Consider the following 433-nt stretch of genomic DNA (forward strand, 5'->3'; position numbering starts at 1 on the left):
GTACGCCGGGAGAGCCCGGCCCCGACCGCCCAACGGCCCCGCGCGGAGGCGTCGGACGCCTCGTGGGTCGAACCCCCTTGTGCGGACGGGCTGTTCGCCTCGCGGACCAGGACCACGTGGGCCGAGGTGCGCCCCTCCTCCCCCAGGTCCAGCAGCTCCACCGCGATGTCCAGGTTGGCGGCCGACTTCAGCAGGAACACCAGCTCCGGGTCGTCGCCGTCGGCCGCGACCGGGCTGACCGGGGTGGTGCACGAGGCCATCGGTTTGCGCTGGCCCTCGACCTCGACGAGGCACTGCCGGCAGGCGCCGACCGGATCCAGAAGCGGATGGTCGCAGAACCGGGGGATTTGGACGCCCATCAGTTCGGCGGCGCGGATCACCAACGTGCCCTTGGGGACACTGATCTTTTCACCGTCGATGGTCAGCGACACCT

At 70.9% G+C, this 433-nt stretch carries 1 protein-coding gene; it reads right to left on the minus strand.

What is annotated here, in order from left to right:
- On the minus strand, window positions 1–431 hold a 431-nt coding region (locus RM844_RS32935), incomplete at its 3' end, for a 2Fe-2S iron-sulfur cluster-binding protein (protein WP_311671097.1).
- Between the last annotated feature and the right edge of the window lie 2 nt (window positions 432–433).

It is taken from the genome of Streptomyces chisholmiae, assembly GCF_031845445.1.
In the GTDB taxonomy this organism is placed as follows: domain Bacteria; phylum Actinomycetota; class Actinomycetes; order Streptomycetales; family Streptomycetaceae; genus Streptomyces; species Streptomyces chisholmiae.